The sequence below is a fragment of the Vibrio sp. 10N.261.54.A5 genome (assembly GCF_041471145.1).
GTDB classification, from domain to species: Bacteria; Pseudomonadota; Gammaproteobacteria; order Enterobacterales; family Vibrionaceae; genus Vibrio; species Vibrio crassostreae_C.
In genome coordinates this window covers 25119-48114 of sequence record NZ_JBFRNU010000055.1, presented here as the reverse complement: position 1 = coordinate 48114, position 22996 = coordinate 25119, and the positions used below count along the sequence as shown (strand labels likewise).

Here is a 22996-nt window from a genome sequence, read left to right as displayed (position 1 = left end):
ATGGCGGCATTTGAATACAAAGCGCTGGATGCCAAGGGTAAGAGCAAAAAGGGCTCAATTGAAGCAGATAATGCTCGTCAGGCTCGCCAAAGAATCAAAGAACAAGGCTTGATGCCGGTTGAGATGACCGAAGCTAAAGCTAAAACGACGAAAGGTGCACAGCCTTCGACCAGCTTTAAGCGTGGTATCAGCACGCCAGACCTTGCTTTGATTACTCGCCAAATTTCCACCTTGGTGCAATCAGGCATGCCGCTAGAAGAGTGCTTGAAAGCCGTGGCGGAGCAATCTGAAAAGCCACGTATTCGAACCATGTTACTGGCGGTTCGTTCGAAGGTAACGGAAGGTTATTCGCTAGCCGATAGCTTGGCTGATTACCCACATATCTTTGATGAACTGTTTAGAGCCATGGTCGCGGCTGGTGAGAAATCGGGTCACTTAGATGCGGTATTGGAGCGACTGGCTGATTACGCAGAAAACCGTCAGAAGATGCGCTCTAAGTTGCTGCAAGCGATGATCTACCCTGTGGTGCTGGTGGTGTTTGCGGTGACGATTGTTTCGTTCCTGCTGGCAACCGTGGTACCTAAGATCGTTGAACCGATTATCCAAATGGGCCAAGAACTTCCTCAATCGACACAATTTTTATTGGCATCGAGTGAATTTATCCAGAATTGGGGCATCCAATTACTGTTGTTGATCATCGGTGTGATTGTGTTGATTAAGACCGCTCTGAAAAAGCCGGGTGTTCGCATGAGTTGGGATCGCAAGCTATTAAGCATTCCACTGATCGGCAAGATCGCGAAAGGAATTAATACCTCTCGTTTTGCACGAACACTCTCTATCTGTACCTCGAGTGCGATTCCTATCCTTGAGGGGATGAAGGTTGCGGTTGATGTAATGTCGAATCACCATGTGAAGCAACAAGTACTGCAGGCGTCAGACAGTGTTAGAGAAGGGGCAAGCCTGCGTAAAGCGCTCGATCAAACCAAACTCTTCCCTCCAATGATGCTGCATATGATCGCCAGTGGTGAGCAGAGTGGTCAGTTAGAGCAAATGCTAACAAGAGCGGCAGATAACCAGGATCAAAGCTTTGAATCGACCGTGAATATCGCGTTAGGTATCTTTACGCCAGCACTTATCGCTTTGATGGCAGGCTTAGTGCTGTTCATTGTGATGGCGACTCTGATGCCGATGCTTGAAATGAATAATTTGATGAGTGGTTAATCAACTGCTCATAAGACGTTAGTTTTTGGATTAACGAGAAGAAGGACATTATTACCTTCAACTCGCTGTCTGTAATTTGGAGAAAATAATGAAAAACAGAATGAAGAAACAATCAGGCTTTACCCTATTAGAAGTGATGGTTGTTGTGGTTATCCTTGGCGTATTGGCGAGCTTTGTTGTACCTAACCTATTGGGTAACAAAGAGAAGGCTGACCAACAAAAAGCCATCACTGATATTGTGGCGCTAGAGAACGCGCTAGATATGTACAAACTGGATAACAGCGTTTACCCAACAACGGATCAAGGTCTTGATGCATTGGTTTCTAAGCCAAGCAGCCCAGAGCCTCGTAACTACCGCGACGGTGGCTACATCAAGCGTCTGCCAAACGACCCATGGGGTAACGAGTACCAATACCTAAGCCCTGGTGATAACGGCACTATTGATATTTTCACTCTTGGTGCTGATGGCCAAGAAGGTGGTGAAGGTATTGCGGCGGATATCGGCAACTGGAACATGCAGGATTTCCAATAAGCTTCAGCTTATTGTTTGATTCGTTATTGATGCTTGATACGTTATTGATGGTAGGACGTAAACAGATGGAGTCTAAAGGTGAAAACTAAGCAAACACAGCCAGGTTTCACCTTGATTGAGATTCTCTTGGTGTTGGTACTACTGTCAGTAACGGCGGTTGCGGTGATCGCGACCATTCCTACCAATAGCAAAGATGTTGCTAAAAAATACGCTCAAAGCTTTTATCAGCGAGTTCAATTACTCAATGAAGAGGCTATTTTGAGCGGCTTAGATTTTGGCGTTCGAGTTGATGAAAAGAAATCGACCTATGTACTGATGGCGCTTAAGTCTGAAGGCTGGCAAGAAGTCGATTTTGAAAAAATCCCCTCTTTAACTGAACTACCGGAAGAACTCGCATTGTCACTGACCTTAGGTGGTGGCGCATGGGAAGACGATGATCGGTTGTTCAACCCAGGAAGCTTGTTTGATGAAGATATGTTTGCTGATCTTGAAGAGGAAAAGAAGCCGAAACCACCACAGATCTACATCTTGTCGAGTGCTGAAATGACGCCATTTGTATTGTCGTTTTATCCAAATACCGGAGACACCATACAAGATGGTTGGCGTATTCGAGTATTGGACAATGGTGTGATTCGACTGCTAGAACCGGGAGAAGAAGATGAAGAGGAATAACCGTTCTCCTTATCGTTTTCGTGGTATGCCCCTTGGTTCTCGAGGAATGACGCTGCTTGAGGTATTGGTTGCGCTCGCTATCTTTGCGACTGCGGCGATCAGTGTGATTCGTGCTGTTACTCAGCACATCAATACCCTCAGTTATCTCGAAGAAAAAACCTTCGCGGCTATGGTCGTTGATAATCAAATGGCTTTGGTGATGCTGCATCCTGAGAAGCTAAAAAAAGCGCAGGGCACACAAGAGTTGGCCGAGAGAGAGTGGTTTTGGAAGGTCACGCCAATCGATACTAGCGATGATTTATTAAAGGCGTTTGATGTGAGTGTGGCAACCAGTAAACAAGCTTCTCCAGTGGTCACGGTGCGCAGCTATGTGGTCAAGTAAAAGCGTGTCGTTAGCTCAGAGCAAGTCGCTAAGTAAGAGCATGTCCGCCAATAAGCGTGTGCCTCGTAAACAAGGACTATCTTCGAAAGGGAGAGGCTTTACCTTAATTGAGGTTTTGGTCTCGATCGCTATCTTTGCCACGTTAAGCATGGCGGCTTATCAGGTAGTAAATCAGGTTCAGCGCAGCAACGAGCTTTCAATCGAGCGCAGTGCTCGTTTAAATCAACTGCAACGTAGCTTAGTCATTTTAGATAATGATTTTCGCCAGATGGCGGTGCGACAATTTCGTACCAACGGTGAAGAAGCATCATCTAAGCTGATCTTAATTAAAGAGTATTTACTGGATTCCGACAGCGTTGGCATCATGTTTACTCGCCTTGGCTGGCATAACCCACAGCAGCAGTTTCCTCGCGGAGAAGTCACCAAAGTGGGTTACCGCATTAAAGAAGAAACGCTTGAGCGTGTGTGGTGGCGCTACCCCGATACTCCTGCAGGACAAGAAGGTGTGATTACGCCTTTGCTTGATGATGTTGAAAGCTTGGAATTCGAGTTTTATGACGGAAGCCGCTGGGGGAAAGAGTGGCAAGCCGACAAATCGCTACCGAAAGCGGTAAGGTTAAAGCTAACCTTGAAAGATTATGGTGAGATAGAGCGTATTTATCTCACCCCTGGTGGCACGCTAGATCAGGCCGATGATTCTTCAAACAGTGACTCTTCAAGTAGTAATGAGGGGAATAATGACTCATCGAACTAATAAGTTTGCACTGACAAGGTCTGCCATGGGGCGCAAGCAGCGAGGTGTTGCGCTGATCATTATCCTGATGCTACTGGCGATAATGGCAACCATCGCAGGCAGTATGTCGGAACGCCTGTTTACTCAATTTAAGCGCGTGGGCAATCAACTGAGTTACCAACAGGCTTACTGGTACAGCATTGGTGTCGAAGCGCTGGTGCAAGACGGCATTAGGCAAAGCTACAAAGACAGTGATACCGTCAACTTGAGTCAACCATGGGCGTTAGAAGAACAGGTATACCCGTTGGATTATGGTCAAGTTAAAGGCCGTATTGTTGATGCTCAGGCATGTTTTAATCTCAATGCGTTGGCTGGTGTGGCGACGACTTCAAGTAACCAAACACCTTATTTAATTACGGTTTGGCAAACCTTGTTGGAAAACCAAGATATTGAGCCTTATCAGGCCGAGGTTATCGCACATTCAAGCTGGGAATTTGTTGATAGTGATACCCGAACCACCTCTTCAGCAGGTGTCGAAGACAGTACTTATGAGGCGATGAAGCCATCTTATTTGGCAGCGAATGGCTTAATGGCCGATGAGTCCGAGCTACGCGCGGTTTATCAAGTCACGGGTGAGGTGATGAATAAGGTTCGCCCCTTTGTTTGTGCTTTGCCGAGCGACGATTTCCGTTTGAATGTGAATACTCTTACGGAAAAGCAGGCGCCGTTATTGGAAGCGATGTTTGCCCCCGGCTTAAGTGAATCGGATGCCAAACAGCTGATAGACAAACGCCCATTCGATGGTTGGGATACGGTGGATGCGTTTATGGCTGAGCCTGCTATTGTGGGTGTGAGTGCCGAAGTCAGCAAAAAAGCGAAAGCATATTTAACTGTAGATAGCGCCTATTTTGAGCTAGATGCAGAGGTATTAGTTGAGCAGTCACGTGTACGTATACGGACGCTTTTCTATAGTAGTAATCGAGAAACAGTGACGGTAGTACGCCGTCGTTTTGGAGGAATCAGTGAGCGAGTTTCTGACCGTTCGACTGAGTAGCGAACCACAAAGCCCTGTGCAGTGGTTAGTTTGGTCGACAAGCCAACAAGAAGTGATAGCAAGTGGCGAACTGTCTAGCTGGGAGCAGCTGGATGAGTTAACGCCTTACGCTGAAAAGCGCAGCTGTATCGCTTTATTGCCGGGAAGTGAATGCTTAATTAAGCGTGTTGAGATCCCGAAAGGTGCTGCTCGCCAGTTCGATTCTATGCTGCCGTTTTTATTAGAAGACGAAGTCGCACAAGATATCGAAGACTTACACCTGACTATTTTAGAGAAAGACGCAACGCACGCGACAGTGTGTGGTGTGGAACGTGATTGGCTTAAGCAGGCGCTGGATACTTTCCGCGAAGCGAACATTATCTTTCGTAAAGTATTGCCTGATACCTTAGCGTTGCCTTTAGAAGATCAGGGCATCAGTGCGCTGCAGATCGACCAACATTGGTTATTGCGTCAAAGCAACTATCAAGCAGTGTCGATCAATGAGGCGTGGCTAGCGATGTTCTTACAAAGCGATTGGGTTGCCTTAGATGACGAAGAGCAATCACCAACGATTTTTAGCTACACCGCACTGCCAAGTGATGACGTTCAACTGCAAAGTGGCATTGAGTGGCAAGCTAAACCTGCTGAACTGGTGATGTCTTTACTGAGCCAACAAGCCATTACAAGTGGCGTAAACTTACTGACTGGCACCTTTAAAACCAAATCTTCATTCAGTAAGTACTGGCGTGTATGGCAAAAAGTAGCGATCGCAGCTTGTGTGCTGGTGGCGGTGATCGTCACTCAGCAAGCCTTAAAGGTTCAGCAGTACGAAGCACAAGCCGAAGCATACCGAACGGAGAGTGAACGTATTTTTAGAAGCGTACTTCCGGGCAAGCAACGTATTCCGACGGTCAGCTACCTTAAGCGCCAGATGAACGACGAAGCTAAGAAGTATGGTGGCTCGGGTGATGGTGATTCCTTACTTGGATGGCTAGCGTTACTGCCAGAAACTTTAGGACAAGTGAAAGCCATCGAAGTGAATAGTATTCGCTACGACGGCAACCGCTCAGAGGTGAGATTGGAAGCGAAAAGTACTGACTTCCAATATTTCGAGACTGCGCGAGTGAAACTTGAAGAGAAGTTTACCGTTGAGCAAGGGCCATTGAATCGTAATGGTGATGCCGTATTTGGTAGCTTTACCCTTAAACCCCGTCAATAAACTGCGTAAGGAGATCAGTGATGAGAAATATGATTGAGCCACTCCAAGCGTGGTGGACTTCAATAAGTCAAAGAGAGCAACGATTAGTGATTGGTTGCTCAATTTTATTGGTGGTCGGTGTCGTTTATTGGGGGCTAATCCAGCCACTCAGTCAGCGAGCTGAACTTGCGCAGACCCGTATTCAAAGTGAGAAGCAACTGCTGACTTGGGTAACCAATAAAGCCAACGAAGTGGTGGAGCTGCGAGGCAGTGGTGGGATTGTTGCTAGCCAACCTTTAAACCAATCTGTGCCAGCTTCTATGCGTCGTTTCAAGATTGAATTAATTCGAGTTCAGCCGCGTGGCGAGATGCTGCAAGTCTGGGTGAAACCTGTGCCTTTTAATCAGTTCTTAGATTGGCTGACATACTTGAAAGAGAAGCAGGGTGTCGAAGTTGAGTTTATGGACATTGATCGCTCCGATAACCCAGGGGTTATTGAGGTCAACCGACTACAGTTTAAACGAGGTTAATGTGAAACGCGGTTTATCTTTGAAGTTAGGTTTACTTTTTGGCGGCATCTTTATTGTCTTTTTCTCGGTTAGTCTGTTGCTGCATCTACCGGCCTCTTTTGTACTCAAACATGCACCGGCTGTGCGTGGCTTGAATATTGAAGGTGTTGAAGGAACGGTTTGGCAGGGCAGCGCCAATAATATCGCCTGGCAGCGTGTTAATTACGGTTCAGTGCAGTGGGACTTCCAGTTTTCTAAGCTATTTCAAGCCAAAGCAGAACTGGCGGTTCGTTTTGGTCGTAACAGCGACATGAACTTGTCAGGTAAAGGGCGTGTCGGGTACAGCATGAGTGGCGCGTATGCAGAGAACTTAGTGGCCTCAATGCCTGCTATGAACGTGATGAAATACGCCCCAGCCATTCCAGTCCCGGTTTCAATTGGTGGAAAGGTTGAGCTGACGATCAAGCATGCGGTTCATGCTCAACCTTGGTGTCAGTCTGGTGAAGGTACTGTGGCTTGGTCTGGTGCTGCAGTCGATTCACCTGTTGGTTCGTTAGACCTTGGTCCTGTGATTGCGGACATAACCTGTGAAGACAGTACAATTGCAGCCAAAGGCGTTCAGAAGAGCACTCAAGTAGACAGTGAGTTCTCAGCGAGTCTAACATCTAACCAGCGCTACACATCTGCAGCGTGGTTTAAACCGGGTGTTGAATTCCCGCCAACGATGCAAAATCAGCTTAAATGGTTGGGTAATCCTGATAGCCAAGGTAAGTACCAGTTTACTTATCAAGGTCGTTTTTAGCTAAACGGCTAAGGGTCACTAAATTACGAGATATAAAAAACGGGCACCTCACTGAGGTGCCCGTTTTGTTTGTTCTGAGAATCTAGAGGATATCTGACAGTTAAAGGGAGCAAACTCGCCTAGTCTTTGCCTTGCAAAATTTCTACCCACGGTAAATCTGCATCACCGAGTACAATGAAGTTCGGGTTTTCTAGCGTTTCTCTTTCATTGTACGAAAGCGGTTCTAGTTGAGTACTTAAGATACGTCCGCCAGCTTCTTCAACAATGCACTGCGTTGCGGCGGTATCCCACTCTCCGGTTGGTCCAAGGCGCAGATAACAATCCACAGCGCCTTCTGCGACTAAACAGGCCTTAAGCGCTGCTGAGCCTAGAGGAACCAAATCATAATTCCATGCTGAGCTCATACGGCTAGTGATGCGATTGATGTCCTGGCGACGGCTGATCGCCATGGCGATTGACTGGTTTGGCAGCTCGTGACGATGCGTTTTGATTTTCACGCTGTCATTAAGGTCTGGGATCTTCCAAGCGCCTTTGCCACTGTAAGCGTAATAGCTCACACCTGAAACGGGTGCGTATACCACGCCCATCACTGGCTTGTTATGCTCGATTAGGGCGATAATTGTCGCGAAATCACCACTTCGTGCGATGAACTCCTGGGTGCCGTCCAGTGGGTCAACTAACCAGTAGCGATCCCATTGAGAGCGTTGCTCTAGGCTGATGTCGGCGTCTTCTTCGGATAATACGGGAATATCAGGCGTCAATTCACTGAGTTTTTTTAATATCAGCTTATGTGCTGCAAGATCGGCACTGGTTACTGGAGTGTCATCACTCTTAATGAACTCTTCGTAATCCTTTTTCTCGTAGATCTCTAAGATGAGTTGACCAGCAGAGCGAGCAATCTCAATGACAGAGGGTAGGAGGTGAGACAAATCTTTTGTTATTGGCATAAATGTTCTCTTACTCTTAGAGCGAGCCTGAATGTTCTAGTTATTGTGTAATACACGAAGGCTTAAAAGCAGGGCTGTAATACTCCGAGCCTCACAGAAATCGAGATGTGTTAACAGTTCTTCGGCTTGAGCAAGTGGCCAGCGCACAATATCGAGAGGCTCTGGCTCATCACCTTCTAGCTTTTCTGGGTAGAGGTCTTCTGCAATAAACAGCGTCATTTTGCTAGAGAAGTAAGAGGGTGCAAGGATCACTTCCTTCAGCGGAGTAAGCTTGTTGGCACCGAAGCCTATCTCTTCTTTGAGTTCGCGAACGGCGGCTTCGTTTGGCTGCTCACCTGGATCAATCAGCCCTTTTGGAAAGCCAAGTTCGTAGCGTTCAGTTCCCGCTGCATATTCACGTACTAATAGAATATCGCCTTGCTCAGTAATAGGAACCATCATCACTGCGTTGCGCCCGCTGGGCTTCATGCGTTCGTAAGTGCGCTCTTCGCCGTTTGAAAAGCGTAAGTCGAGAGACTCGATAGAGAATAGTCTTGATTGAGCGACAGTTTGCTTAGCCAAAATCTCTGGCTTGGTCCTTTTCGTCATTGCGCTCGCTCCTTAGCTCATTGGAATTCTTTCTTATAAAGTCATTCTAATATAGGGGAAATGACCTTGAGTTCCTAGATCCGAGTTTTCATATCCGAAAATTATTGAAGCAGGAATCGATTACGATCACTTGAATACCTTACTCAAGATGGTAACGAGGTGAAAATATGGTTGTATAGCAAGAGAGTATAGAGAGAACACGATAGTCCTAACTTGCTTATCCACATAACAAAAAAGGTTGATGCTTGCGCATCAACCTTTCAAATAACAACTAACACTAAATCAGTGATTAGTAGTAAGAGTGCTCACCACGATCGTGCTCAGTTGCATCACGAACAGCAGTCAGTTCACCTTCAAACTGTTGAAGAAGTTCTTTCTCGATGCCTTCTTTTAGCGTTACATCAACCATAGAACAACCGTTACAACCACCACCGAATGCTACAATAGCTGCGCCGTCTTCAGTGATTTCTACCAAGCTAACGTGACCGCCGTGACCAGCAAGTTGTGGGTTAACTTGTGTTTGAATTGCGTATTCAACACGTTCTACAAGTGGTGCATCGTCTGCGACTTTACGCATCTTAGCGTTTGGTGCTTTAAGCGTTAGCTGAGAGCCCATTTTGTCAGTAACGAAGTCAATTTCAGCTTCATCTAGGAACGGTAGGCTTAGCTCATCTACGTATGCAGAGAAAGCTTCGAATTTAAGCTCTGTGTCAGACGCTTCGATAGCATCTGTTGGGCAGTAAGAAACACCACACTCTGCGTTTTGTGTACCCGGGTTTACCACGAACACACGAATGTTTGTACCTTCAGGCTGCTGTGACAGCAGATTGGCAAAATGAGTTTGAGCTGTTTCTGTAATAGTAATATTTGACACGACGAATACCTGAGTAGATTTGTAGGTTATTAGCGCCATTCTACTCCTGTCAGATTTGTAATTCAGCCCTTTTTTGTTGGATTGCTGTACAAGTAGTGATTCACAGCTTTTATCCAGAGGGCTCAGGAGTGCGGCAGATGCAGTAAATATCAATCCTTTTAACGTCCACTTCAAGTAGTAATTGGCATAATTGATACACAGTACTGCCGGTGGTTACAACATCATCAATTATCGCGACGTGAGAGGGGATAGTTCCTTGAACGTCTTGTTTTCGCAGCGCAAAAGCGCTCTTTAGATTGTGTAATCGTGCGGATTTAGTCAGCCCCTGCTGGGAAGCCGTTGAGCGAATTCGACGAAAGAGCACATCACTTTCAACGCCAAGCTCTTGAGCCGTGTAGTCGGCTAGCAGCTTACTTTGATTAAAGCCGCGATGAGTATATCGACGCCAATGCAGCGGCACGCTGGTGATCAGCGGAGCAGGATATTCGATACGTGATGCCAATAGCTTAGATAGATCACGTGCAAACCAAAACTTATCAGCGTACTTCATTTGCTGAATGTAACCTGCTGTAGGGAAGGTGTAATCGCCGACACAGAAGAGGCGATGCCAAGGTGGAGGTTGAGATAAGCACTGTCCGCACTGCTCTACTGTGAGCAGTGTTTTTAAACCACATCGTTGGCAGCGTGGTACTGGCTGAAAGAGTTTGAGACAAGAATTGCACCATCGAGGATGTGTATCACTGGGCACTTTATCAAGTTTGCACAGGTGGCATTGAGGTGTGACCAGACGTGGTGTGTGTTTTTGTAGCCAATCGGATAACATAGCTCGTGATGCTTTTGGGTTATGGTGTTCCTTTTGCTCACCATACTGAAAAGCGCGGATTATCGCTGATGGAAAAAGTAGGGAATATTGAGAATGAGTGACGCGTTATATTGGCATGTTTCTGGGCAAGGGCCTGATTTAGTACTGGTTCACGGCTGGGGAATGAACGGTGCGGTATGGCAACAAACCGTTAATGCATTACAAGCTGATTTTCGAGTGCATGTTGTCGATTTACCAGGGTATGGACACAGCGCGCACTGCCACGCTCAAGATCTTGAAGAGATTGCTCAGCAGCTTTTGGCCGAAGCACCAAAGCAAGCGATTTGGGTGGGTTGGTCACTTGGAGGCTTGGTCGCAACGCACATGGCTCTCCATCACTCAGATTACGTGAGCAAGCTGGTGACTGTCGCCAGTTCTCCCAAATTCGCCGCTGCAAAAGAGCCCGTGTTATGGCGAGGCATTCAGCCCAACGTATTAAGCGCATTCACCGAGCAACTGGTTGAAGATTTCCAAACCACCATCGAACGCTTTATGGCATTGCAAGCCATGGGCAGCCCTTCAGCAAGGCAAGATGTAAAACAACTCAAGCAAGCGGTGCTGTCTCGCCCGTTGCCGAACCCTGACTCATTATTGGCAGGATTAAAGATGCTGTCGGATGTCGATCTGCGTGAACAACTGCCTGAGATTTCAGTACCAATGCTACGCTTGTATGGTCGATTAGATGGATTGGTGCCAATCAAGGTTGCGAAAGACTTAGGCACAGCCTTGCCTCATACCGAGCAATACATATTTACCCAGTCTTCGCATGCACCGTTTATGACCGAAGCGGATGCCTTTTGCAGTGAGCTTGTCAGCTTCGCACAAAAATAATTGCTAAATATATATCCGGCTTGGTCGATATATAAGCTAATACCAATCACAGTAAGTAAGTGTTCAAAAATAGCGTAGGTAAAAGGCTTGAGAACAAGGCAGCTTTTTTTTGACAAGTAGTTTCGATAAGTAGTTATTCTACAATCAAAAAATCTAACGCCGTTATCGAGCATTTTAACAAGCTAGGATGATCAGTTATTTACTACGATTGGTATAACACCAACGTGTTGCATGATACTCAGACCTAACTCTCTCCAGAGCTGATTGCGCTAAGTTGGGCTATACCTGTTGTGCGTTCTCGGTACAACAGTGTTATGGCAATATTGATGGGCGATTCTTGAGGAGAGTTCGCGATGATTGTGTCACCTGCAACTGCAGTGAGTGTGCCACTAATCGCCCCGTCCGTTAATGTGCAAACAGAGCAAGTTGCGCGTGATAATAGAGTCCGAGAACCTATTGCTCCCGCAGTAGCATTGGCGAGAACCAATGCAGAGCGTAAGGTAAAATCAGACGATAAACGAAGGCAGCAGTCGGCTTGGGATCCTTCAGACCATCCAGGTTATGAAATGGAGAACGAGTCAGAGGCCAATTCGGTTAGCCAAGAAGAGCCACAAGACCCTTTTGATCGGCTGTTCAGCTTATTGGCACTGAAAACATACAGTGCAGATCAAGGCAAAGGTTATACCATGCGTTTCCGCCTGCCAAAGCATGTTTTAGATGCGGCGATTCAGGAAGGACAGATGGAGAAACGACGTAAGGTCATAAAGTATCATTATGGTCATGCTGTTGCGCCTCATGCTCCGTCAGAGATGTTGGTGGTCTTATAAATCAAAAGTTTACGAGTCAACCAAGCTTCGATGTCTTTTTTGAACACATAATAAAAAAACCTGCATACCCTAAGGGATGCAGGTTTTCTGTTTTAAGCACATCAGCTTTTTAGATGAGCTAATGGATTACTTTTTCGCTTTAGCAAAAGCGGCAGCGAATGCTCCACCCATTGCAGCGTTTTGTTGCGGCTCTTCACGACGGCGTTGGCCACCTTGCGAGTTTTGATTCGAGCGGGTTTGTGTGCGAGGTGCACTTGAACGTTGAGCACGGTTGTCTTGTCCCGGCTCGTCCTTCATACGCATGCTTAGTGCAATACGTTTACGCTGAACATCCACTTCCATCACCTTCACTTTCACGATGTCGCCCGCTTTAACCACTTCACGTGGGTCAGAGACAAAGCGATCGGTGAGCGCTGAAATATGCACTAAGCCATCTTGGTGAACACCAATATCAACGAAGGCACCAAAGTTAGCCACGTTCGATACCACACCTTCTAAAATCATGCCCGGTTCTAGATCTGAAACACTGTTTACGCCATCGGCGAAGGTTGCAGTCTTGAACTCAGGGCGAGGGTCGCGTCCCGGCTTATCCAGCTCCTTGATGATGTCGGTGACCGTTGGAACACCAAAGTTTTCATTGGTGTAATCAACCGCGTGCAAACCACGTAGGAAGTCTGTGTTACCTACCAGAGACTTAATGTCTTTCTGGTTTTTCTCAGCGATGCTTTTCACTACTGGGTAAGCTTCTGGGTGAACCGATGATGCATCCAGTGGGTTCTTACCATCCATAATACGTAGGAAGCCGGCACACTGTTCAAAGGCTTTTGGCCCCAAGCGTGCGACTTTTTTCAGTGTAGTACGTGCTTCAAAACGACCATTTTCATCACGGAAGTCCACGATGTTCTGAGCGATGGTGCTAGACAGGCCAGCAACACGAGTCAGTAGCGCAGCCGAAGCGGTATTCACATCAACACCAACCGCGTTTACACAGTCTTCGACAATCGCATCTAGGCGCTTAGCGAGCATAGTTTGGCTCACATCGTGTTGGTATTGGCCCACACCGATCGATTTAGGGTCAATCTTCACTAGCTCTGCCAGTGGATCTTGCAGACGACGAGCAATAGACACCGCACCACGAATTGATACATCCATGTTCGGGAATTCTTTTGCAGCTAACTCAGACGCGGAATAAACCGATGCGCCCGCTTCGCTAACAATGATCTTTTGCGCTTTTAGGTTGCCGCGTTTAATTACGTCAGCCACAAAGCTGTCGGTTTCGCGTGAAGCCGTACCGTTACCAATCGCAATCAAATCAACATTGAATTGACGAACCATCTGCTCAACCACGTGTGCCGATTTGTCGTATTGCTTTTGAGGTGGGTGAGGGTAAATAGTTTCTGTTGCCAGAACCTTACCGGTTGAATCCACGACAGCGATTTTCGAACCTGTACGTAAACCCGGGTCCAAGCCTAAAGTTGCACGAGGGCCAGCAGGCGCTGCCATGAGTAGGTCTTTTAGGTTGGTTGCGAATACTTCAATCGCTTCGATCTCTGCACGCTCTTTCATTGCGCCCATCAATTCAGTTTCCATGTGCATAGAAACCTTGATGCGCCATGCCCAGCTAATCACTTGCTTACGCCAAGCATCCGCAGGTGCGCTGCTCAGGGTAATACCGTAGTGATCAGAGATGATGTTCTCACAGTATGAACCACGTACACCTTCTTCTTGCTCAGGATCGGCATTCATCGCCAGTGTTAGGAAGCCTTCATTGCGGCCACGCAGCATCGCAAGTGCACGGTGAGACGGCACTTTGCTGAGTGTTTCGTTGTGCTCGAAGTAGTCTTTGAACTTCTCGCCTTCTTGCTCTTTACCTGTCACTACACGAGCGACTAGCTCTGAGTTGCGTGTTAGGTGTTGGCGAATCTTTTCTAGTAGGTTTGCGTCTTCCGCAATGCGTTCCATGATGATCGCACGAGCACCATCGAGAGCAGCTTTGGTATCGGCAATGCCTTTATCGTTGCTGATGAAGTTCGCCGCTTCCGTTTCTGGATCGTGCTGTGGTTCATTCCACAGTGTGTCGGCAAGTGGTTCTAAGCCCGCTTCAATCGCGATCTGGCCTTTAGTACGGCGCTTTGGTTTGTATGGCAGGTATAAATCTTCTAGGCGAGTCTTGCTGTCAGCCTGAGTTATATCACGCTCGAGTTCTGGCGTGAGTTTTCCTTGGTCTTGAATCGACTTAAGAATCGTTTGGCGACGATCGTCAAGTTCGCGAAGGTAAGAAAGGCGACTATCAAGGTTACGTAGCTGGGTATCGTCTAAGCCACCCGTGACTTCTTTACGGTAGCGGGCAATAAAGGGAACGGTGTTACCGTCGTCAATTAGGTTGACTGCGGCGATGACTTGCTCTGAACGAACATTCAGTTCTTCAGCAATCAGTCGACAGATAGCTTGGCTCATCCGATGAATCTCTTATTTAATATCATGACAAATACATGGGGGTGAGCGTACGCTTTTTCTAGCTTTGGCTGTGTAATTATCGTGTCAGAAGTCGAATTTCCGTTTGTGATATCCGCTTTGTGCGAGATCTCTTACAAGTGATGTGAGACTAAGTCGCTTTAGACCGATGAAATCGTCTTGATGTTACACTAAGTTGCTGATTTTATTTGATTGTGTGTTTGTGGGCGTATTTCTCACCTGAAATGTTTTTTAAGACTATCTAGGAAACACGGCCATTTGCCGTAATATTTAACTTGTCGACAGGGAGTTGGCAGGAACAGGAAAAAGCCTAATGGACTAGGTATCTTCAGGATGAAGATTTGATTACTTAGGATGAGTGGTCAGCAAGGAAGTGATAATCTCTGGATGAGATTCGCCAGTCAGGATGACAGGCTAGAATGGACACCGCTAGGATGGCGATGAACAAAAAGGAAATTGGTTAAAGGATTTAGCCACTATCAAGGAAAGATGCAGGGAGCACCTTATCTCGAAGAGATAAACAGTAGCCGGATTGCTGCGATAGAGACTTAACCCCGCTAGGCGAAAGCCTTGCGGGGTTTTCTTTTATCTGGAGTTTGGGTTTGCTGAACACTCAGTTTATCGCTAAGTGTTTATTAAGTTTGGTTATTCGTTGTCTGCGTAGCGAATCGAGTTAATGAACCACTCTTTGTCGCCTTCCGGTGTTTTTACCGTAAACTCGTCATCTACTTCTTTCTTGAGCAGAGCTCTAGCCATTGGTGAGTCGATAGAGATATAGCCTTTAGCATCGCCGTAGATCTCTTCTGGGCCGACAATTCGAAACTTCTTAATTTCCCCATCATCATTCTCAATTTCGACCCAAGCACCGAAAAAGACCTTACCTTCTTGTTGTGGCGAGTAATCAACGATCGTGACATCAGGTAGGAACTTTCTTAAAAAACGCACTCGGCGATCGATCTGACGAAGTAGACGCTTATTGAAGGTGTAATCTGCGTTTTCTGAGCGATCTCCAAGGCTTGCCGCCCAAGTGATTATCTTAGTAATTTCAGGGCGTTTCTCGTGCCATAAGTGGTCATGTTCTGCTTTGAGCTTGTTATAACCTTCTCGAGTAATAAGTTTGGTTTTCATAAATCTGACTTAATGAAATGATGATCTAAGATAGAATATATAGAAAGGCAACATACGTTAACAATTATTTAGGCGACTTTTTCTCCAATAATGTTACATTTTTAATGTCTTATACCAATATACAATTTACCAAGAATGCTTAACCTTAGGTTTGAGTTTTAATAGGTGGAACCATTACATGCAAGAAAACTACAAAATTTTAGTGGTCGATGACGATGCTCGTTTACGTGCACTGTTAGAGCGCTATCTGTCAGAGCAGGGCTTTCAAGTGCGTAGCGTGGCAAACAGTGAGCAGATGGACCGCCTGTTAACCCGTGAAAATTTTCACTTGATGGTATTGGATTTAATGTTGCCGGGCGAAGATGGTCTATCGATCTGTCGTCGTCTACGAAACGCAAACAACTCGCTACCAATCCTGATGCTTACTGCAAAGGGTGATGAAGTGGATCGCATTGTGGGCTTGGAAGTGGGTGCTGATGATTACCTGCCAAAACCATTTAACCCACGTGAACTGCTTGCTCGTATTAAAGCGGTACTGCGTCGCCAAGTCATTGAAGCGCCGGGTGCACCAAGCACAGAAGAGTCTGTGGTTGAGTTTGGTGAGTTCCGCTTGAACTTAGGTACTCGCGAAATGTTCCGCGGTGAAGAGCCAATGCCGCTTACTTCGGGTGAATTTGCGGTTCTTAAGTCCTTGGTAACGAATGCTCGTGAGCCAATGTCTCGCGATAAGCTGATGAACATGGCTCGTGGCCGTGAGTATTCAGCAATGGAACGTTCTATCGATGTTCAGATTTCACGTCTGCGTCGTCTAGTTGAAGAAGATCCAAGCAAACCTCGCTACATCCAAACGGTGTGGGGCTTGGGTTATGTATTCGTTCCAGATGGCAAAGCTGTGTAATTCAGCTTAATAAGCTCTACAGCAGCTTTATCGATTCTGTGAATCTTACGGGTCATCTCATTAATATGCGATGGCCCGTTTTCTATTCAGCACAATGGTTTAGAGTTATAGTCATATAACACTTTCTTTATCTTTCTACATCTCGGGTACCCCATGCGTATACGTAGCTCCTTTACTCAGTCGATAGTGCTTTTCTTAACGCTATTGGTCGCTAGCCAAATTTTTTCTTATTACGCGGTGTTTAACTATGCGTTGATGCCAAGTTTGCAGCAGTTTAATAAGATTTTGGCTCACGAGCTAAACCTGGTATTGGACCAAGGCAGTGATATCGAGATCGATGCGCCATTGCGTCAGCGTGTGCTTGAACAGCTCGGGGTAACCGTTCACGCCAAGGACAGCGAAGCGGCGGGTGAGTATTACCATGCGGTCGCAATCGACCTGATGAGTGAGGAGATGACCAAGGAGCTGGGTTCTGAAACTGAAGTGCGGCTGATCTTGGGTAAAGAGAGCTATGTGCTTTGGATGGACATTGCGCAGTTACCCAACTCTTTAATTCGTATTCCGTTATCAGAGCTGCAAGAAGAGGATTTTGCACCACTGTTTCGTAACAGTCTGATCATGGCGCTGTTGATTGTCGCAGGTGGTTGGCTGTTTATCCGATTGCAAAACCGTCCGTTGATAGCGCTAGAGAAAGCGGCGCAAGGTGTCGGGCGAGGTGATATTCCACCGCCATTGCCAGTTCAAGGCGCACAAGAGATTCGCTCGGTAACTCGAGCCTTTAACCAGATGTCGAAAGGCATCCAAGAGCTAGAAGAAGACCGCGCCTTGTTGATGGCGGGTATCAGCCATGATTTACGTACTCCGTTAACGCGTATTCGCTTAGCGACTGAGATGATGTCACCAGAGGATGCCTACTTAGCTGAGGGGATTATCAGTGATACCGAAGAGTGTAATGAAATCATCAGCCAGTTCATGGATTACCTAAAGCCTGTCGACCGAGATTCATTCCAAGCGGTGTTTGTCGATGATATTGCTCGTGAGGTATCGAGCTCTGAGGGTGGCTACGAGGTTCAGATTGAAACCGATATTCCAGAATCGATGAAGCCAGCGCTAGGTAATCCGATCGCGATGAAGCGTGCTGTGAGCAACTTGGTGGTGAATGCGCTGCGTTACGGTAATGGTTGGGTCAAGGTATCAACTGGTATGACGGCGGATAACAAGCTTGCTTGGGTGACGGTAGAAGATAACGGGCCGGGTATTCCACAAGACCAGATCGGAAAGCTGTTTGAACCTTTCACGCGTGGTGACACGGCTCGTGGTAGCGAAGGAACGGGCTTGGGCTTAGCAATTGTGAAACGTATCGTTAGCCAGCATCAAGGTGCTGTTGTGGTCAATAACCGCAGTGAAGGTGGCTTAAAAGCGCAGGTCAGTTTCCCGGTTAAGCCCTAGTTATCATCGGTCCGTTTGATGACGATAAGTTCGGTTCGGGGAACGGTTAAGAGATCCCCGACTCGGTCATTCTTCCCTCTCCGAGGATGACGAATTGCTAACCATGGACTTTGATGATGAAAGCTTACTTTGATCGTCATTCCCTATCGTGAGGAACGAGCGAATAGGGAATCTCGCTCTTGCTTGATGAAAGTAACGCACACTAAAAAGGCTTCCTTGAGGAAGCCTTTTTTACGTTTGAATACGGTCTCAGTGTTAACTATGCCTTAGTGTTAACTACGCCTTAGAGTAAACATCGCGTTCACCCAACCAACGGTTGATGATCGCCTTAGCATTGTCTGGGTAGCTATCGTGAATATGACGCGCAATACGCTGCACTTCAGGTATCAAACGTTGGTCACGAATTAGATCGGCGATCTTGAAATCAGCCAAGCCAGTTTGTTTGGTACCGAGCAATTCACCGGGGCCACGGATTTCTAAGTCGCGCTGTGCAATCACAAAGCCATCGTTACTTTCACGTAGCACACCTAGGCGTTTCTGAGCGGTTTTAGACAGCGGAGAGTGATACAACAATACACAATGACTTGCGACCGAACCTCGGCCGACACGGCCACGCAGTTGGTGCAGTTGCGCTAGGCCAAGACGTTCTGGGTTCTCGATGATCATTAAGCTCGAATTCGGAACATCCACGCCCACTTCAATCACGGTTGTCGCAACCAATAGATGCAGCTTGTTCTCTTTGAACTCTCTCATCACCGCCTGTTTCTCGGCGGGTTTCATTCGGCCGTGCACCAAGCCAATTTTTACATCTGGTAGTTTGCGTTGCAGCTCTTCTGCAGTGTCGGCCGCGGCTTGCGCTTCTAATACTTCGGATTCATCAATTAGCGTACATACCCAGTAGGCTTGTTTGCCTTCATTGAGACACGCATTACGCACCCGTTCGACAATATCATCACGTTTAGTATCAGGGATCGCTACGGTTTGAATCGGTGTTCGTCCCGGTGGTAGCTCATCAATGATTGAGGTTGCGAGATCGGCATAGGCGGTCATGGCGAGCGTTCGCGGAATCGGCGTTGCCGTCATCACCAACTGATGTGGGTAGTAGCCTTGCTTTGCGCCTTTCTCACGTAGCTCTAATCGCTGGTGGACACCAAATCGGTGTTGCTCATCAATGATCACTAAACCAAGGTTTTTGAACTCGACATGCTCTTGGAACAGGGCATGAGTACCGACCACCATTTGCGCTTCGCCACTGGCAATACGTGTTAGTTCAGTTTCACGAGCTTTGCCTTTGAGCTTACCTGCTAGCCATCCAACTTGAATACCCATTGCCTCAAACCAGTTGGCAAAGTTAATCGCGTGTTGTTCTGCGAGTAGTTCAGTGGGTGCCATAAGTGCTACTTGTTGACCGTGTTCCAATGCGCGAACCGCCGCCAGTGCAGCGACTAAGGTTTTACCAGAGCCCACATCACCCTGCACTAAACGCATCATAGGATGCGGCTTTTCCAAGTCAGCTTCGATCTCTTTGGTCACTCGTGCTTGGGCATTGGTTGGTGAAAACGGCAGCTGAGCCAGTAGCTTATCTTTAAGGGTGTTTACTGGAGGAAAAGGCATTGCCTTGTCTTGCTGCCCTTTGCTACGAACAGACAACATAGACAGGTTTTGAGCCAGTAACTCTTCCATAATTAGGCGCAGTTGCGCAGGGTGCTTGCCTTCATCAAACAGCTCTAGGTCAATGCCCGGGGGCGGCCTGTGAATGGTATGCAGTGCTTGTGCGAGGGTAATTTGGTGGTCGTATAAACCTGATGGGAGAAGCTCGTTAACTGCGGCCTTGTCGATTAGCTCTAAGGCTTGATCGGTAAGATTACGCAGCGTGACTTGTCTTAGCCCTTCGGTGGTTGGGTACACCGGAGTCAGGTTGGCTTCAACGTCTGGTTGTTGCCTAGGAGCAAAGAATTTGTAATCCGGATGGACAATCTCAAGCCCCATATTGCCGCGCTTGATCTCACCATAAGCATGCACTTGTTTGCCTTCGGCAAAGTTATTCTTCATGCCTGCAGTGAAGTTGAAAAAACGCAGTGTAATAGTGCCATTACCATCACTGATCTTTACTGCGAGCATCTTACGTTTACCGAAAATGGTATCGACGTGCATTACCTTGCCTTGCACTGCTGCCCATAAACCAGCATGCAGTTTTACGATTGGATAGATACGCGTTCGATCTTCGTAGCGCAAAGGCAGGTGAAACAGTAAATCTTGTACGTTGTTAAGCCCAACCTTCTCCAGTTTCTCTGCGACTTTTGCGCCGACTCCAGATAAAGAGTTGAGAGGGATAGCAGATAAAAGCTGTGACATAACAAGGCTCATAAACGTAAGAGAGATGATCTATTCAAGCATTTTACTGGATTTTTGTACAGGCAGGAATGGGAGGGAGCGCGGTAAATACTAGGATTACGGTTATAAAAATCCCCTTAAGCGATAAAGCATTAAGGGGATTTAAATTCTTGGCAAAACTATTATCAAGTTTAAACGTTAGTTCTTACGACGTCTTACTTTCAGCGCGTGTGGCATCACACGTAGCTTTTTCATAATACTTGCAAGATGAACACGATCTTTGGTGGTCAGCAAGATAGTCACTGTGTACAGGCGTCCATCACGTTCTTCAGTTGAAATACCGTGAATGTTCGAGCCTGTTTTCGAGATAACGTTAGTTAACTCAGCCAGTGCACCTTGGTGATTCTGCAGATCAACCTGAAGTTCAGCAGTGAACTCTTGGTCGTAATCGTCAGACCATTCAACCGCCATGTATTTGTCTGGTTCTTTCTGGTAACCACGAACGTTTGGACACGTTTCACGGTGAACCACAAGGCCACGACCTGGCGATACATGGGCAATGATGTGATCATCTGGAATTGGGTGACAACAGTTAGCGAACGTCAGTAGTAGACCTTCAGCACCACGGATAGCCAATTTCTTCCTTGGTGTGTCGCTGTTGTTTTCCACTTCAGTCAGTTCGTCAGCATCACCCAGTAGACGACGAGCAATAACGATACTCATCAGCTCACCAAGACCAATCGATGCCAGTAAGTCTTCAACATTGTCTAGGCGAAGATCAGACAATACGTGGTCGATATTCTCTTGGCCGATATCGCCAATAGAGTGTTCGCCAAGTGCATGATTCAGTAGACGACGGCCTAGCGTGATCGACTCTTCACGACGCATCGTTTTCAGAACCTGACGGATCTTAGTACGTGCACGTGATGTCACCACGTAGTTGAGCCATGCTGCATTCGGACGTGCGCCCGGAGCACTGATGATCTCAATAGTTTGACCGTTCTTCAGCGATTTGCTGAGTGGGTAAGGGTTCATGTCTACACGAGCACCTACACACATGTTGCCGACATCGGTATGCACCGCGTAAGCAAAATCGACCGCTGTTGCGCCTGCCGGAAGCTCGACAATGCGACCCTTCGGCGTGAACACGAAGATCTCATCTGGGAACAGATCAGACTTAACGTTTTCAATGAATTCGAATGAGTTACCCGCGCTTTGTTGCAGCTCAAGTAAGCTCTGCATCCAACGTTGTGCTTTAACCTGTGCGGTTGTGCCATTACTGCTGCGTGAGCCGTTGCCTTTGTAAGACCAGTGCGCTGCGACACCTTTGTCTGCCATTTGATCCATATCTTCAGTACGGATCTGAACCTCAACTGGCACCCCGTGAGGGCCGATCATTGACGTGTGCAGAGATTGGTAGCCGTTGGCTTTTGGTACCGCAATGTAATCTTTCATGCGGCCAGGGCGAGGCTTGTACAGGCTGTGAGCCTGACCAAGTACGCGATAACAAGTATCTGGGGTATCAACCACGACGCGGAAAGCGTAGATGTCCATAATGGTGTGGAAGCGCTGCTCTTTAGTTTTCATCTTGTTGTAGATGGAGAACAGGTTTTTTTCACGACCAAGTACGCGAGCAGGCAAACCGACCTCTTCAAGGCGGCCTTCAATTTCGCTATGGATACGTTGGATCATTTCCTTACGGTTACCACGCGCAGCTTTCACTACGTTTTTAAGTACGCGATAACGGTTAGGATAGAGGGCTTCAAAGCCTAGCTCTTCTAGTTCGGTCTTGATGTTATGAATACCAAGACGGTGAGCTAGTGGAGAATAAATCTCTAGGGTTTCACGAGCAATACGACGCTTTTTGTCAGGACGAAGTGCCCCAAGCGTGCGCATGTTGTGAGTACGGTCAGCTAATTTGATCAAGATAACGCGGATGTCTTGCACCATGGCGAGAACCATCTTGCGGAAGTTCTCTGCTTGCGCTTCTTTGCGATCACGAAATTTAAGCTTATCCAGCTTAGATACACCATCAACCAATTCAGCAACGGTATTGCCAAATTTTTCCTCTAGATCTTCTTTAGTGACATCACAGTCTTCGATGACATCATGAAGCAGAGCAGCTTGCAGGGTTTCGATATCCAGACGCATTTCTGCCAGGATTCTTGAAACAGCTACAGGGTGGATAATGTATGGTTCACCGCTTGAGCGGGTTTGCCCTTCATGGGCGTCTCTCGCTACCACATAAGATTGACGCAGAGCCTCAATTTGAGGCTCTGTTAGGTATTCTTGGGCAACGTCTTTGAGGCTATCGAATAGATACAAATTAAAGGCCCGGAAGGTTAATTAGTTCGAATGACGTTCTTAACGAGTGTGAGCGATGCTGCTTACTGCTGCAAGTTCAGCCGCTTCTTGCTCTTGTTGCTCTTGACGTTCACGAGCATCTAGTACGTCTTTAGTGATAAGACCTTCTTCGATTTCGCGAAGAGCGATAACCGTTGGCTTATCGTTTTCTTCAGGCACTAGTGAATCTTTACCGCCAGTTTGCATTTGACGTGCGCGGCGAGCCGCAATAAGAACTAGGTCGAAACGGTTGCCAACTTTTTCAACAGCGTCTTGAACAGTTACGCGTGCCATGAGGACTCCAAATAGTAATTAACTAATAAATTTTTGATGACGAGAAAGTATACAAGTTTAACTA

General features: G+C 47.0%; 22 protein-coding genes. 13 read left to right on the top strand and 9 right to left on the bottom strand.

All coding sequences use genetic code 11. From position 1 onward, the window contains the following. The 9 genes from gspF (at window position 1) to AB4329_RS17135 (ending at window position 7082) form a co-directional block, all read left to right on the top strand. The gene (gene gspF / locus AB4329_RS17175; RefSeq protein WP_017070113.1) at window positions 1-1221 is read left to right on the top strand and encodes a type II secretion system inner membrane protein GspF; all 1221 of its coding nucleotides are present in this window, start codon (window positions 1-3) and stop codon (window positions 1219-1221) included. Window positions 1222-1309: 88 nt separating this feature from the next. After that, a complete protein-coding gene (gene gspG, locus AB4329_RS17170) occupies window positions 1310-1753 on the top strand; it encodes a type II secretion system major pseudopilin GspG (RefSeq protein WP_017062485.1) in 444 nt (147 codons plus the stop codon). A 78-nt stretch (window positions 1754-1831) separates the two neighbouring features. Continuing rightward, a complete protein-coding gene (gspH, locus tag AB4329_RS17165) occupies window positions 1832-2425 on the top strand; it encodes a type II secretion system minor pseudopilin GspH (RefSeq protein WP_017062484.1) in 594 nt (197 codons plus the stop codon). Then, the gene (gene gspI / locus AB4329_RS17160) at window positions 2412-2807 is read left to right on the top strand and encodes a type II secretion system minor pseudopilin GspI (RefSeq protein ID WP_017062483.1); all 396 of its coding nucleotides are present in this window, start codon (window positions 2412-2414) and stop codon (window positions 2805-2807) included. Before gspH ends, gspI begins: the two co-directional genes overlap by 14 nt. Further along, window positions 2794-3561, top strand: coding sequence for a type II secretion system minor pseudopilin GspJ (gene gspJ, locus AB4329_RS17155; RefSeq protein WP_017063073.1), 768 nt, complete (start codon window positions 2794-2796; stop codon window positions 3559-3561). Before gspI ends, gspJ begins: the two co-directional genes overlap by 14 nt. Continuing rightward, entirely contained in the window at window positions 3545-4594 is a 1050-nt protein-coding gene (gspK, locus tag AB4329_RS17150) for a type II secretion system minor pseudopilin GspK (protein ID WP_372055317.1), read from the top strand. Before gspJ ends, gspK begins: the two co-directional genes overlap by 17 nt. After that, entirely contained in the window at window positions 4563-5792 is a 1230-nt protein-coding gene (gspL, locus tag AB4329_RS17145; RefSeq protein WP_372138861.1) for a type II secretion system protein GspL, read from the top strand. Before gspK ends, gspL begins: the two co-directional genes overlap by 32 nt. A gap of 20 nt (window positions 5793-5812) precedes the next feature. After that, window positions 5813-6301, top strand: a complete 489-nt coding sequence (locus AB4329_RS17140) for a type II secretion system protein M (protein ID WP_171732293.1) — start codon at window positions 5813-5815, stop codon at window positions 6299-6301. A gap of 1 nt (window position 6302) precedes the next feature. After that, the gene (locus AB4329_RS17135) at window positions 6303-7082 is read left to right on the top strand and encodes a type II secretion system protein N (RefSeq protein WP_017063075.1); all 780 of its coding nucleotides are present in this window, start codon (window positions 6303-6305) and stop codon (window positions 7080-7082) included. Window positions 7083-7201: 119 nt separating this feature from the next. Here the strand turns inward: AB4329_RS17135 and cysQ are convergent, their stop codons facing one another. The 4 genes from cysQ to AB4329_RS17115 all read right to left on the bottom strand — a co-directional run bounded on the left by cysQ (window position 7202) and on the right by AB4329_RS17115 (window position 10314). Next, window positions 7202-8029 carry a 3'(2'),5'-bisphosphate nucleotidase CysQ gene (gene cysQ, locus AB4329_RS17130; protein WP_017062477.1) on the bottom strand — a complete coding sequence of 276 codons (828 nt, stop codon included), beginning with the start codon at window positions 8027-8029 and terminating at the stop codon, window positions 7202-7204. A gap of 36 nt (window positions 8030-8065) precedes the next feature. Beyond that, on the bottom strand, window positions 8066-8617 hold the full coding sequence (gene nudE, locus AB4329_RS17125; RefSeq protein WP_372115498.1) for an ADP compounds hydrolase NudE: 552 nt from the start codon (window positions 8615-8617) through the stop codon (window positions 8066-8068). Window positions 8618-8906: 289 nt separating this feature from the next. Next, on the bottom strand, window positions 8907-9491 hold the full coding sequence (gene nfuA, locus AB4329_RS17120) for a Fe-S biogenesis protein NfuA (protein ID WP_372138859.1): 585 nt from the start codon (window positions 9489-9491) through the stop codon (window positions 8907-8909). 109 nt (window positions 9492-9600) lie between these two features. Next, window positions 9601-10314, bottom strand: coding sequence for a ComF family protein (locus AB4329_RS17115; protein ID WP_372138857.1), 714 nt, complete (start codon window positions 10312-10314; stop codon window positions 9601-9603). Window positions 10315-10407: 93 nt separating this feature from the next. Here AB4329_RS17115 and bioH point away from each other — a divergent pair, with 93 nt between their 5' ends. Together bioH and AB4329_RS17105 are read left to right on the top strand one after the other, a co-directional pair. Then, window positions 10408-11184 (top strand): pimeloyl-ACP methyl ester esterase BioH, encoded by a 777-nt coding sequence (gene bioH / locus AB4329_RS17110; protein ID WP_017063077.1) that lies wholly within the window; start codon window positions 10408-10410, stop codon window positions 11182-11184. Window positions 11185-11537: 353 nt separating this feature from the next. Continuing rightward, the gene (locus AB4329_RS17105) at window positions 11538-12011 is read left to right on the top strand and encodes a hypothetical protein (RefSeq protein WP_017066129.1); all 474 of its coding nucleotides are present in this window, start codon (window positions 11538-11540) and stop codon (window positions 12009-12011) included. Window positions 12012-12137: 126 nt separating this feature from the next. Here AB4329_RS17105 and AB4329_RS17100 read toward each other — a convergent pair whose 3' ends face one another. Next, window positions 12138-14468, bottom strand: coding sequence for a Tex family protein (locus AB4329_RS17100; RefSeq protein ID WP_372138855.1), 2331 nt, complete (start codon window positions 14466-14468; stop codon window positions 12138-12140). A 663-nt stretch (window positions 14469-15131) separates the two neighbouring features. Next, window positions 15132-15614, bottom strand: coding sequence for a transcription elongation factor GreB (gene greB, locus AB4329_RS17095; RefSeq protein ID WP_372138853.1), 483 nt, complete (start codon window positions 15612-15614; stop codon window positions 15132-15134). 178 nt (window positions 15615-15792) lie between these two features. Here greB and ompR point away from each other — a divergent pair, with 178 nt between their 5' ends. Both ompR and envZ read left to right on the top strand, forming a co-directional pair. Continuing rightward, on the top strand, window positions 15793-16512 hold the full coding sequence (gene ompR / locus AB4329_RS17090; RefSeq protein WP_008218409.1) for a two-component system response regulator OmpR: 720 nt from the start codon (window positions 15793-15795) through the stop codon (window positions 16510-16512). Window positions 16513-16665: 153 nt separating this feature from the next. After that, window positions 16666-17961, top strand: coding sequence for a two-component system sensor histidine kinase EnvZ (gene envZ / locus AB4329_RS17085; RefSeq protein ID WP_372090295.1), 1296 nt, complete (start codon window positions 16666-16668; stop codon window positions 17959-17961). Window positions 17962-18237: 276 nt separating this feature from the next. On the opposite strand, the gene recG is transcribed toward envZ, so the two are convergent. The 3 genes from recG to rpoZ form a co-directional block, all read right to left on the bottom strand. Continuing rightward, complete coding sequence (recG, locus tag AB4329_RS17080; protein WP_372100129.1) at window positions 18238-20316, bottom strand: ATP-dependent DNA helicase RecG; 2079 nt, start codon at window positions 20314-20316, stop codon at window positions 18238-18240. Window positions 20317-20493: 177 nt separating this feature from the next. Further along, window positions 20494-22620, bottom strand: a complete 2127-nt coding sequence (gene spoT / locus AB4329_RS17075; protein ID WP_017062467.1) for a bifunctional GTP diphosphokinase/guanosine-3',5'-bis pyrophosphate 3'-pyrophosphohydrolase — start codon at window positions 22618-22620, stop codon at window positions 20494-20496. Window positions 22621-22659: 39 nt separating this feature from the next. Continuing rightward, window positions 22660-22932 carry a DNA-directed RNA polymerase subunit omega gene (rpoZ, locus tag AB4329_RS17070; RefSeq protein ID WP_009848003.1) on the bottom strand — a complete coding sequence of 91 codons (273 nt, stop codon included), beginning with the start codon at window positions 22930-22932 and terminating at the stop codon, window positions 22660-22662. Window positions 22933-22996: the final 64 nt, after the last annotated feature.

Coding starts and splice junctions, on each gene's coding strand:
- gspF (WP_017070113.1), top strand. CDS start 1: ATGGCGGCATTTGAATACAAAGCGCTGGATGCCAAGGGTAAGAGCAAA.
- gspG (WP_017062485.1), top strand. CDS start 1,310: ATGAAAAACAGAATGAAGAAACAATCAGGCTTTACCCTATTAGAAGTG.
- gspI (WP_017062483.1), top strand. CDS start 2,412: ATGAAGAGGAATAACCGTTCTCCTTATCGTTTTCGTGGTATGCCCCTT.
- gspJ (WP_017063073.1), top strand. CDS start 2,794: ATGTGGTCAAGTAAAAGCGTGTCGTTAGCTCAGAGCAAGTCGCTAAGT.
- gspK (WP_372055317.1), top strand. CDS start 3,545: ATGACTCATCGAACTAATAAGTTTGCACTGACAAGGTCTGCCATGGGG.
- AB4329_RS17140 (WP_171732293.1), top strand. CDS start 5,813: ATGAGAAATATGATTGAGCCACTCCAAGCGTGGTGGACTTCAATAAGT.
- cysQ (WP_017062477.1), bottom strand. CDS start 8,029: ATGCCAATAACAAAAGATTTGTCTCACCTCCTACCCTCTGTCATTGAG.
- nudE (WP_372115498.1), bottom strand. CDS start 8,617: ATGACGAAAAGGACCAAGCCAGAGATTTTGGCTAAGCAAACTGTCGCT.
- AB4329_RS17115 (WP_372138857.1), bottom strand. CDS start 10,314: ATGTTATCCGATTGGCTACAAAAACACACACCACGTCTGGTCACACCT.
- bioH (WP_017063077.1), top strand. CDS start 10,408: ATGAGTGACGCGTTATATTGGCATGTTTCTGGGCAAGGGCCTGATTTA.
- AB4329_RS17105 (WP_017066129.1), top strand. CDS start 11,538: ATGATTGTGTCACCTGCAACTGCAGTGAGTGTGCCACTAATCGCCCCG.
- AB4329_RS17100 (WP_372138855.1), bottom strand. CDS start 14,468: ATGAGCCAAGCTATCTGTCGACTGATTGCTGAAGAACTGAATGTTCGT.
- greB (WP_372138853.1), bottom strand. CDS start 15,614: ATGAAAACCAAACTTATTACTCGAGAAGGTTATAACAAGCTCAAAGCA.
- ompR (WP_008218409.1), top strand. CDS start 15,793: ATGCAAGAAAACTACAAAATTTTAGTGGTCGATGACGATGCTCGTTTA.
- envZ (WP_372090295.1), top strand. CDS start 16,666: ATGCGTATACGTAGCTCCTTTACTCAGTCGATAGTGCTTTTCTTAACG.
- recG (WP_372100129.1), bottom strand. CDS start 20,316: ATGTCACAGCTTTTATCTGCTATCCCTCTCAACTCTTTATCTGGAGTC.
- rpoZ (WP_009848003.1), bottom strand. CDS start 22,932: ATGGCACGCGTAACTGTTCAAGACGCTGTTGAAAAAGTTGGCAACCGT.